Origin of the sequence: Pseudoalteromonas sp. bablab_jr010 (assembly GCF_016464105.1) — a bacterium.
Classification (GTDB): Bacteria; Pseudomonadota; Gammaproteobacteria; order Enterobacterales; family Alteromonadaceae; genus Pseudoalteromonas; species Pseudoalteromonas simplex.
Genome location: NZ_JACDWV010000162.1, coordinates 43430 through 54460 on the forward strand (window position 1 = coordinate 43430; position 11031 = coordinate 54460).

Annotated in this window: 10 protein-coding genes; 6 read left to right on the forward strand and 4 right to left on the reverse strand. The window is 40.1% G+C overall.

The genetic code is table 11. From position 1 onward, the window contains the following. The first annotated feature begins 121 nt into the window (after positions 1-121). Positions 122-1390, forward strand: coding sequence for a nitrate/nitrite transporter (locus tag JIG37_RS17610; RefSeq protein WP_166339475.1), 1269 nt, complete (start codon positions 122-124; stop codon positions 1388-1390). Beyond that, a complete protein-coding gene (locus JIG37_RS17615) occupies positions 1387-2589 on the forward strand; it encodes an NnrS family protein (RefSeq protein ID WP_199529955.1) in 1203 nt (400 codons plus the stop codon). The genes JIG37_RS17610 and JIG37_RS17615 overlap by 4 nt, the downstream gene beginning before the upstream one ends. A gap of 21 nt (positions 2590-2610) precedes the next feature. Here the strand turns inward: JIG37_RS17615 and moeB are convergent, their stop codons facing one another. Then, on the reverse strand, positions 2611-3357 hold the full coding sequence (gene moeB, locus JIG37_RS17620) for a molybdopterin-synthase adenylyltransferase MoeB (protein WP_199529956.1): 747 nt from the start codon (positions 3355-3357) through the stop codon (positions 2611-2613). A 204-nt stretch (positions 3358-3561) separates the two neighbouring features. On the opposite strand from moeB, the gene JIG37_RS17625 reads away from it, so the two are divergent. Together JIG37_RS17625 and JIG37_RS17630 are read left to right on the forward strand one after the other, a co-directional pair. Then, entirely contained in the window at positions 3562-4752 is a 1191-nt protein-coding gene (locus JIG37_RS17625; RefSeq protein ID WP_199529957.1) for an alginate export family protein, read from the forward strand. A gap of 301 nt (positions 4753-5053) precedes the next feature. Further along, positions 5054-6529, forward strand: coding sequence for a NarK family nitrate/nitrite MFS transporter (locus JIG37_RS17630; protein WP_166339467.1), 1476 nt, complete (start codon positions 5054-5056; stop codon positions 6527-6529). Between the two features lie 92 nt (positions 6530-6621). Here the strand turns inward: JIG37_RS17630 and mog are convergent, their stop codons facing one another. The 3 genes from mog to JIG37_RS17645 all read right to left on the reverse strand — a co-directional run bounded on the left by mog (position 6622) and on the right by JIG37_RS17645 (position 9120). Further along, a complete protein-coding gene (gene mog / locus JIG37_RS17635; RefSeq protein ID WP_199529958.1) occupies positions 6622-7152 on the reverse strand; it encodes a molybdopterin adenylyltransferase in 531 nt (176 codons plus the stop codon). A gap of 176 nt (positions 7153-7328) precedes the next feature. Then, positions 7329-7976, reverse strand: coding sequence for a DUF542 domain-containing protein (locus JIG37_RS17640; protein ID WP_166339463.1), 648 nt, complete (start codon positions 7974-7976; stop codon positions 7329-7331). A gap of 283 nt (positions 7977-8259) precedes the next feature. Further along, positions 8260-9120, reverse strand: coding sequence for a YicC/YloC family endoribonuclease (locus tag JIG37_RS17645; RefSeq protein ID WP_166339461.1), 861 nt, complete (start codon positions 9118-9120; stop codon positions 8260-8262). Between the two features lie 181 nt (positions 9121-9301). Here JIG37_RS17645 and rph point away from each other — a divergent pair, with 181 nt between their 5' ends. Both rph and pyrE read left to right on the forward strand, forming a co-directional pair. Then, positions 9302-10015, forward strand: a complete 714-nt coding sequence (rph, locus tag JIG37_RS17650) for a ribonuclease PH (RefSeq protein WP_054554228.1) — start codon at positions 9302-9304, stop codon at positions 10013-10015. Positions 10016-10037: 22 nt separating this feature from the next. Further along, positions 10038-10682, forward strand: coding sequence for an orotate phosphoribosyltransferase (gene pyrE / locus JIG37_RS17655; RefSeq protein WP_054554229.1), 645 nt, complete (start codon positions 10038-10040; stop codon positions 10680-10682). Positions 10683-11031 lie beyond the last annotated feature (349 nt).

Consider the following 11031-nt stretch of genomic DNA (forward strand, 5'->3'; position numbering starts at 1 on the left):
GGTAAAACATAAAAACCGATGCATTGTAGGTAGAAGGGCATACATTACAGCCGCTTTAGGTAAAATTAGGTTTTAACGCACAGTGCGAAACGTCGTTTTGCAACCAGCTAAGGGGGGAGGGATGCAAGAGTTGGAAAGAAATCGGGCTTTAGTGCTAGCGACTCTAGCATTTGCAGCCAACTTTTCAGTTTGGACTCTGTATGCAGCAATCGTTCTGCCGATAGCATCAATGTGGCATTTAAGTGTGACTGAAATTGGTGTACTGCTGGCAGCACCTATGTTGACGGGCGCCATTTTACGTATCCCTGTTGGCTTATTGGTTGACTGCATGTCTGCAAAGCTATTGTTTGTTTTGCAAATGTTACTTTGCATACCTGCTTTGTTACTGCTCTATGTTGCTTCAAATTACAATTATTTATTAATGATTGGTCTGTGGATTGGCATTAGTGGTTGTTCATTTACTATCGGCATTCGTTATGTCTGTGACTTCTTTCCTCGAAAACAGCAAGGTACTGCGATGGGAGTGTTCGGTGTTGGTAATTCTGGTGCTGCAATTACACTCGTATTTGCTCCTTGGTTGATCGAAAACTATGGCTGGCAGTGGGTTGGTCCTGCGTATGCATTAGGGTTGGCTATTATTGCTGTCATGTTTTGGCTATTAGCGCCCAGGCAGCCTGTACTCTCTGAACAGATTTATCAACCGCCGCAACGTTGGCAGCAATTACTAAAAAATCATCATATATGGCGTTTGGGGTTGTACTATTACTTTGTTTTTGGCTCTTTTTTAGCGCTGCTATTGTGGTTACCTTATTATTATATGCAGGCGTATCAACTCTCTTTAACCCAAGCGATGGCCTTTACTTTGTTTTTTGTCGCCACTTCATCGGTGATCAGAGCATTAGGAGGATGGTTTGCTGATAAATACGGTGGGCGTAGTGTTAACTGGAGTGTTTTTTGGGTCTGCTTAGTTTGCTTATTCTTTTTAAGTTACCCCCCAACCACTATGACAATTCACGGTGTTGAGCAAGATGTGGATTTAACTATTTCAGTTAATGTTTGGGTGTTTACGGCACTGCTTTTTATTATCGGTCTTGCGCAGGGTTTCGGCCGAGCGAGTGTGTTCAAGATGATCCATGAACATTACCCGCAACAAATGGGCGCAGTGGGCGGGATTGTGGCAGCTGTTGGTGCGTTAGGAGGCTTTACTTTACCCATACTCTTTAGTTATGCCGTTGATTTTGTAGGCTTCTATAGTGCCAGCTTCATGATGCTTTATGGTGTATTAGCGGCTTGTATGATGGTGATGTACTTCGCATTGAAAGCGCAACGATACCAACGTAGGTTAAAAGAGGCATCAAGTTATAATTTTTTAGAAGATGATGATCTATGAAACAAGCAACTTCGGATGAAAAAGTAAAACCAATGCCGGTGTTATTGAGACTTGCATTTCGACCTTTATTTTTATTAGGTGGTGCGTTTAGCTGTGTGGCGTTGGTATTATGGGAGCTTGCATTGAGCGGCCAATACTCATTTACTCCTTACGGAAATATCTTATTTTGGCACAGCCACGAAATGATTTTTGGTTTTGTCTCTGCGATTGTTGTTGGTTTTTTATTAACCGCGGTGCAAAACTGGACATCTATCCCCAGTATCAAAGGTAAAAAGTTAGCTGTTTTAGTAGGAGTATGGCTGCTAGCAAGAGTGTTAATGCTTATGAGTTTTACACCGCAATGGTTAATGCTCGCTATTGATGTATTGTTTTTACCTTTAGCCGGGTACTGGCTCGCAAAACCAATAATTGCTGTTGGACAAACCCGTAATTTGTTTTTTGTTCCAATTATTGTATTACTCAGCGCCGCTAATTTATTTATGCATTTGGGTGTGATTTTAAAAATACCTGCTCTTTACTCTCATGGGTTTATGTCGGCAATATGGTTAATTACATTGCTCATGAGCTTGCTAGGCGGGCGTGTGATCCCATTTTTTACAGCCAACGCCACAAAGACGCCTAAGCCAGAGCCTTTAGTTTGGCTTGAAATAATGAGCTTAGGGAGCACCTTGTTTATTTGTGTGTTGTTTTTTGTTGGCGCAATTTATTATATTCCAGCAACTTTCATAGGTATTTTAATGGTATTTTGTGCCGTTGCTCACGTGATACGTGCGTGGCGTTGGCATTTTAGCTTAACATTAAATACGCCACTCTTATGGAGTTTGCATGTTGCTTACTGGTTCATTCCAGTTGGGGTTTTTCTAATTGGCCTATCCTACTTATCTAATTTAGTGACTGTGTCTACGGCATTTCATGCTTTAACGGTGGGCGCAATGGGAAACATGATCCTCAGTATGATGGCTCGTGTCAGCCTTGGGCATACAGGGCGACAACTCATCGTTCGCCATTCAATTATTATTGCATTTGCATTAATTTTGATAGCGGCCATAGTAAGGGTGTTTGGTGCCTTGCTGATTAACGACTTTAGCCATTATTTTATTTTTGCATCAGTCATTGCTTGGTGCTTAGCCTATGGTGTATTTGTATTAGTCTATTTTCCTATTTTGACTAAACCTAGAGCAGATGGTCGCCCAGGTTAATCGCTGTATCACACGTGTTTTTTATGTTCTGGGCTGGCATATTTTGCAATGTGTGTGTTTTGCTATTTTAAATGTAATAAAAGTGAGTGTTTGTGCATCGTATAGCGTTAATGCTACTTGGTCTGGGTTTAAACCTAGCAGGCTTTTTATTGCTTCTGTTGCTTGTAATGTGCCGATTGTCCCAACAACCGGTGAAAGAACACCTGCTTCCATGCAACTTAGGTTAGGTTCTGTAAATAAACGCGCAACGCACTCATAACAAGGGTCATTGTTACGCATTGGAAAGTGTATTATTTGCCCTTCCATGCGAATAGCCGAGCCTGAAATTAATGGTGTTTGATGTTGCCAGCATAGTTTGTTTATTAATAAGCGAGTGGTTAAATTATCACTGCAATCAATTACGACATCGGCATTTTCTATACAGTGCTCGTGTTGCTTCTTAAAGTGTGTAGCATGAATATCAATCTGATTTTGCGTATTGATTAAAGCCAATGCTTTTTTTGCTGACTCGACTTTGTTTATGCCAACCGAATGTTCTGGGTGGAGTATCTGCCTTTGCAGGTTCGTTACATCAACCGTATCGCCATCAAAAACCGTTATTTTCCCAATTCCCGATGCTGCTAGATAAGGCAAAGCAGCACATCCAAGTCCGCCTGCACCAATCACAAGAACATGACTGCTCATAAGCTTTTCTTGCCCTTCTTCTTGCACATGCGGTAATAAAATGTGGCGGCAGTAACGCATCGTGTTGGTTTGATCTAGCTGCATAGTTTTACCCGTCTTGTTTTTAGATATTCGGTTAAGGTGATCTGAGTAATCTAGCCTACACCAACGGGAGAGTCGATGTTATACCTCTTTGTGGGTGAGTGTTGGGTTTTGTTGGTAACGCAATGATTTTATTGATTTAAGTCAAGTTTTAAAAGGCGGCCTGCTCGTAGGCTACTAGCAATTATATAGATAGCAGGTAGTGATATGAAAACACAAATCGCAATTATAGCAGCTGTGGTTACCTTAAGTGTGTCGTGGCAAGTTCATGCGGATACAGTCGATAATTTACAAAACATGCTAGCAAATGGTGAAACGCACGGGATGTTTCGTTACCGCTTTGAAAATGTTGATCAACAAGGTGTCGCTGAGCAGGCAAATGCATCGACCTTGTTAACACGTTTAAATTATACATCGGCTACGCTCAAAGGTGTGCAAGCGCTAATAGAGTTTGACAATGTATCTGTTATTGGTAGTGAAAATTATAACAGTACAATAAATGGCTATGTTGATCATGCTGTTGTGGCTGATCCTAAAGGGACTGAGCTGAATCAAGCTAGCTTAAAATATAGCAATGATCAGTTGGAGTTTATTGCGGGTCGACAACGTATTAATTTAGATGATCAGCGTTTTGTTGGTGGTGTTGCATGGCGTCAGAATGAACAAACATTTGATGGCTATCGGATTGTTTATAAACCTAACTCAGCATTCAAGCTTGATTATAGCTACGTATATAATGTTAATCGTATTTTTGGTGAAGATAGCCCTTCGGGAGATTTGCATGGCAAATTACACTTTGCCAATGCTGCTTATCAGTTTAATAAACAATTAACTTTAACAGGCTTTGCGTATCTGTTTGATTTTGACTCAGCTTCAGCATTATCAAGCCAAACACTTGGCTTACGTGCAAAGGGAGCGATTACTGACTCATTAACATATACCTTAAGCTATGCGCGTCAAAGTGATTATGCCGACAATGCTGCGTCCTATGATGCAGACTACTTGCTTGTTGAGCTACAAGGTCGCTTAGCGTCTGTTAATTGGACGGTGGGCTATGAAGTGTTAGGTGCAGACAATGGTGTTAGCTTTAGCACGCCATTAGCAACAGCTCATAAATTCCAAGGTTTTGCAGATAAGTTTTTAGCAACACCGACAGAAGGCATTGAAGATTTATACCTAGGTGTAAGCGCAAAAATATCGGGTGTAAAACTTGCTGCGACCTATCATAGTTATCAAAGTAATGAGCAAAGCATTGATTATGGTGATGAAATTAACCTATCAGCTGCTTATGCTTTTGCAAAGCATGCCAATGTCTTACTAAAGTATGCAAATTATCAAGCTGATGATTATGCCACTGATACTGACAAAGTGTGGTTAATGCTGACATATAAGTATTAACCTGAAATTTGAACTTCCGCGATCAGAGCCTCTTTGGGGGCTTTTTCTTTTTTACCTACCAAAGAAATCATAATCTCAGAACTATTACTTTTAATCTTGCTTTTTTCCGACAGGATATTTGTTTATCTCTTTGTGAGTAGTGTTGCTTAGTAGGCTTGTGCTTACACGTAATATGACGTTTACCAAAGTAGGTAAGTCAAAATTGTGCCTTTCCAGCAGCTTGTTATTGCTTGATATACATCAATATTTTTCAGCTATAGGCTATCCAAAATAAGGCTAAATGAAGTTATTGGAGAGTACTATGGCAGGTAAAAAGTTTACGATTTTTTCCTTTACTGGAAAAATGAAAGTGCTGCACCTTAGTTGGATGGCATTTTTTATTACGTTTATGGTGTGGTTTAATTTTGCCCCACTATTACAGGCAGTCAAAACCTCACTTGGATTAACCACAGAACAAGTGCGGACCTTACTGATATTAAACGTTGCTTTAACGATCCCCGCTCGGGTCATTATTGGCATGCTAACAGATAAGTATGGCCCTCGGCTTGTTTATTCGAGCCTATTAGTTGTGTGTTCTATTCCGTGTTTTATGTTTGCCTTTGCTGATAGCTTTTTACAAGCTGCTATTGCTCGATTTCTACTTGGGTTTATAGGTGCAGGTTTTGTGATTGGCATCCGCATGGTTTCTGAATGGTTTCCACATCATGAGCTAGGTACCGCAGAAGGTATATATGGGGGCTGGGGTAACTTCGGCTCAGCAGCTGCTGCATTTACTTTACCGACCATTGCATTGTTAGTCGGGGGCGATGATGGCTGGCGTTATGCAATAGGTATTACCGGGTTATTGAGCTTGGTTTTTGGTTTTATTTATTATGCCAATGTGACCAATACACCAAAAGGGTCTACTTACTTTAGACCAAAGAACTTGGGGGCTATGGAAGTAACCTCTAAAGGTGATTTTTTCTTACTTTTAATCATGAAAATTCCAATGTATGCCGCGCTTGCATTATTAACATGGAAATTGTCACCTAATGGTGTCGGCATGCTTGAAGCAAATGTGGTTAATATCACTTATGGTGCTCTAGTGTTACTTTATTTATTTGAAGTTAAAAAGGTCTGGAGTGTAAATAAGGGGGTATTTGAGCAAGAAGTGCCTGAGCTGCATCGTTATAGTTTTAAGCAGGTTGCAGTGTTAGATATTTTATATTTTACTAACTTTGGTTCAGAGCTTGCGGTTGTGTCTATGTTGCCATTATTTTTTGCAGATACATTCTCGCTCGATCCTGTGATGGCAGGTATGGTTGCTGGCGCTTACGCATTTATGAATTTAATGTCGCGCCCAGCTGGAGGCTGGATCTCTGATAAATTTGGTCGTAAAACAACGTTACTAATTTTAACGGCAGGCCTAGCAGCCGGTTACTTTTTAATGGGAATGGTCGATGCACAGTGGCCGCTGTGGTTAGCTGTAGTAACAGCTATGGCATGTTCTTTCTTTGTGCAATCTGGCGAAGGTGCCGTATTTGCAGTTGTACCATTAATTAAACGCCGTTTAACCGGCCAGATTGCGGGAATGACTGGTGCTTACGGTAATGTCGGGGCTGTGACGTTTTTAACAGTGTTATCGTTCGTTGATTATGCAACCTTCTTTTATGTTATTGCTGGAACCGCGATGATTGGTTTTGTTACCTTATTCTTTATGGATGAGCCAAGAGGGCAAATTGCAGAAGTGCGTGAAGATGGTACGGTTGAGCTAATTGACGTATCAAATAAGGGGTAATTAAACCCTATAACAATAAACCAGCACATTGTTGCTGGTTTATTGTCTTTAGTGGCCCAAGCAATAAACTTAAGGCTTTGCGTTACGGGTTACTATTTTGATTTTGGCCTAAAGACTTGAATAACGTCTTCGTTACAGGTGATATAGGGACCTTCAAGTAAATCGATACAATAAGGAACTGCGGGGAAAACAGCATCTAAACATTGGCGAATTGCTTTTGGTTTGCCAGGTAAATTGATAATGAGTGAATTTCCCCGTATCCCAGCTGTTTGCCTGGATAAAATAGCGGTAGGTACATATTTTAAACTTTCTTGACGCATTAACTCACCAAATCCGGGCATCATTTTATCACAAACAGCCTCTGTCGCTTCTGGCGTTACATCTCGCTTAGCAGGTCCTGTTCCGCCTGTGGTAATGATCAGTGCACAATTTTGCTGGTCGGCAAGTTCACATAGTACACGCTCTATGAGCGGCTGTTCATCTTCAACAAGTTTATACACTGCTTGCCAAGGGGAGTTTATGTAATCGTTTAAAGTATCTTTAATAGCGGGGCCTGATAAATCATCATACTGACCTCTGCTGGCACGATCGCTCACAGTTAAAATACCTATTTTGGCTATCATTGCTTTCCCTTATTTATTTTGATGTGTGTTGAGTCTAGCAAAGCTGTTCGTTGAGTTAACTCTTCCTTAGTGGGTAGATGTTAACAGTTGAGCACTTTAATAATACAACTCTACAAAGCCATCATTGAATAGGGGAATTTAGTAGCATGTTTTAATTAGGCACACGACTTCTTGATTTATTGTTTAAATAAAACATTATTTTCTAAATGTATGTGTTCTTTAAGATCTAGATATAGCTCTTTAATTTGCAAATACAATAATTGCCAATCATTATCTGCTTCTATAGGTGGAGTAAAATTATTGGTAAGTTCGACGAGTGTGTCTAAGGCTTGTGCATGAGTTTGATGTTCAGCTTCCATCACAGAAATAGGCCCTGAGGGATAAAACCCTTTCATAATCATAGGGAATAAAATAGCTTCCTCTTTCATCATATGTTCTTCAAGTTCATAACGCATCTGTGATAGATGAGACTCTAAATGTTGTGGAAAAAGTTCTTTAAAAGAGCTTTTTTCTTGAACTACTTTACACATGTGGAGTAATTGGCGGAATTGTATTCTGTGCTTTTCATGAAAGTTATCAATGATATGCGCAACCAATTTTATTGGCGATTGAGTTTGCCAATTAAAGTGAGATTTATTTTCTGCTTGCTCTAAATTTGTGAGTTTAAAAAGAAAAGCTGCTTTATCTATTTTGGCATTGGCCAGTGCTACTTTGAGTTGCTGTTTGCCATTTAAGAAAAAATCTAGATTGTAATCATTGAAAAGATCGGTAGCACCAGGGACTGTGCAGGCAATATCGCTTAGAGTTTGAGTTTGAACAGACATTTCAATCCTTTGTAAAAGTAGTGAGTAGTCCTTTTAATCTAGAGTATGTTTTATACTAAATATATTCCTCCTAATAGATAGAGTTAGACTAACCTTTTATGAGTAATTTAAGACTTAAAAGTGCGCTGATAATTATTTTTAAGTTGAGCTTATTTTAATTTTGTCTGGCTCACAATTTCGCAGATGGATTTTTAAATAGCAAGCTTTGAAGGGGGCGGGAAAATTTGGAGATAAAATAAAGCCCTATGTAAATAGGGCTTTGCTGGAAGTTTGACTACTAATCTTACTCAATATTCTGGATCTGTTCGCGCATTTGCTCGATTAACACTTTTAGTTCTACCGCAGCGTTTGTGATGTCACTGTTGATAGACTTTGACGCTAATGTGTTTGCTTCACGGTTAAACTCTTGCATCATAAAGTCTAGGCGTCGGCCACATGCGCCGCCTTTAGTTAAGATTTTTTTGGTTTCTTTAACATGCGACTTTAAGCGGTCAAGTTCTTCAGCAACATCTTGCTTTTGTGCAAGGTAAATAAGCTCTTGCTCAAGACGAGACTCATCGATGTCTGTTTTTAGTTCTTCTAGCTTTTGGTTTAGCTTTTCACGTTGCCATTTAGCGATTTCAGGTAAGTGACCTTCAACAATGGCTACTTGCTCTAAAATAGCATCAAGGCGAGTTGCGATCATTTCTTGTAAGTTTGCGCCTTCATCGCCGCGAGCTTGTTTAAAATCTTCAATCACTTCATCGAAGCCTGCAATTAGCGCAGTGTTTACGCTATCCATGTCGAGCTCTTCGGCTTCCATAACGCCAGGCCAACGTAAAATATCAACTGGGTTGATGTCACCATTGCTTTGGTTTTGCACCCATTGTGCGCTTTTAATTAATTGCTCAGCGAGTGATTCGTTAATCGTTAACTCACCAACATGCGCTGGATTTGCAGCAAACTTTAAGAAAACTTCAACCTTACCGCGTTGTAAATGTTTACGTAAACGCTCACGAATAACCGGTTCCATGCCACGAAATTGCTCAGGTGCGCGGATAAAAGTTTCAAGGTAACGTTGGTTTACTGAACGAATTTCCCAAGTGCCAGTGCCCCATTCGCCTTTAATTTCGCGGCGCGCATAAGCTGTCATGCTGTGGATCATGGATGATTTCCTAGTGTTATTAAATTTACAAAGTTGACTGATTATACCGAATCAGCTTTTAACCTCTAGCGTAAATTTTCTGAAATGTGCTTTTCTGATGCAGTTAATTATGTAAATGAACATGGCATCTAGCACCACATCGACTTATAATGTGGCAAATTCAGAATTAAGGGGATCGTTAATGCGTCCAAGCGAAAGAACACCTAACCAAATTAGACCGGTTACATTCACACGTAATTACACTATGCATGCTGAAGGTTCAGTATTAGTAGAGTTTGGAAATACTAAAGTTTTGTGTACAGCAACTGTTGAAGCTGGTGTACCACGCTTTATGAAAGGCCAAGGTAAAGGTTGGGTTACGGCTGAATACGGTATGTTACCTCGTTCAACACATACTCGTAATGGTCGTGAAGCATCGCGCGGTAAGCAAGGCGGTCGTACTATGGAAATTCAACGCTTAATCGCACGTGCGCTTCGTGCCGCGGTTGATTTAAAGGCGTTAGGTGAAAATACCATTACTATCGATTGTGATGTTATTCAAGCTGATGGCGGTACACGTACAGCATCAATCAGTGGTGCATGTGTTGCATTAGTTGATGCGCTTACTTACATGCGTAGTAAAGGTATGATCAATTCAAACCCACTTAAGCATATGATTGCGGCAATTTCAGTTGGTGTATATAAAGGTCAACCAATTAGTGACCTTGAGTACCTAGAAGATTCTGAAGCCGAAACAGATATGAACGTGATCTTGACCGAAACTGGCAAAATCATCGAAATTCAAGGTACAGCTGAAGGCGAACCTTTCTCATTCGACGAACTTGATGAGCTACTTACATTAGCTAAGCACTCAATTCGTGAAATTATCGACGTTCAAAAGCAAGCATTAGCTTAATAAAGAAGTAGGTTTATTAGTTATGAAAGATTATCAAAAAGAGTTTATTGAATTCGCACTTGAAAAGCAGGTGCTTAAATTTGGTGAGTTTACTTTAAAGTCTGGCCGCACTAGCCCTTATTTCTTCAACGCTGGTTTATTCAATACCGGTCGTGACCTTGCACGCTTGGGTCGCTTTTACGCTGCAGCACTTGAAGATGCGGGCATTGATTACGATGTATTATTCGGCCCTGCTTATAAAGGTATTCCAATCGCAACAACGACAGCGGTAGCTTTAGCTGATCATCACGACAAAGATGTACCTTATTGTTTTAACCGTAAAGAGAAAAAAGCACACGGTGAAGGTGGTACATTAGTAGGTTCTGAACTTAAAGGTAAGATCATGTTAGTTGATGACGTGATCACTGCAGGTACAGCTATTCGTGAGTCTATGGAGATCATTGCAGATAATGGTGCAGATTTAAGTGGTGTTTTAATTGCACTTGACCGCCAAGAGAAAGGTAAAGCTGAGTTATCTGCTATTCAAGAAGTCGAGCGTGACTTTGGCACTAAAGTTATCTCTATTGTAAAACTAGCTGACTTAATTAGTTACCTAGAAGCCAAAGGCACAATGGATGAGCATTTAGCTGCAGTAAAAGCATACCGTGATCAATACGGCATTGCTTAACACCTAAAAACGCGAACTATTTAAAGGCCCAGCTATATTGCTGGGCCTTTTTGTTTTTAGAGTATTGTACTTTTATGGCCTTAAATACGGTTAAAAAGTTACTGAAGCGTTAATAAAGTTTCTCTTTTGTGGTGTTTAGACTAAAAAGGATACAAAGGGCAGTTTTTTTTAAGTTTTCTCAAAAAAGTGCTTGCGTTAATTCGCCGCATCCCTATAATGCGCATCCACCGACACGGCGGACTGCTTACAAAAAAGCAAAACGACGAGTTGGTTGAGTCAAGTAAGACTGAGTTTTGAAAAAATAAACTTTTCTCAAAATTAAGTGTTGACAAAAATAACGGCTTGCGTA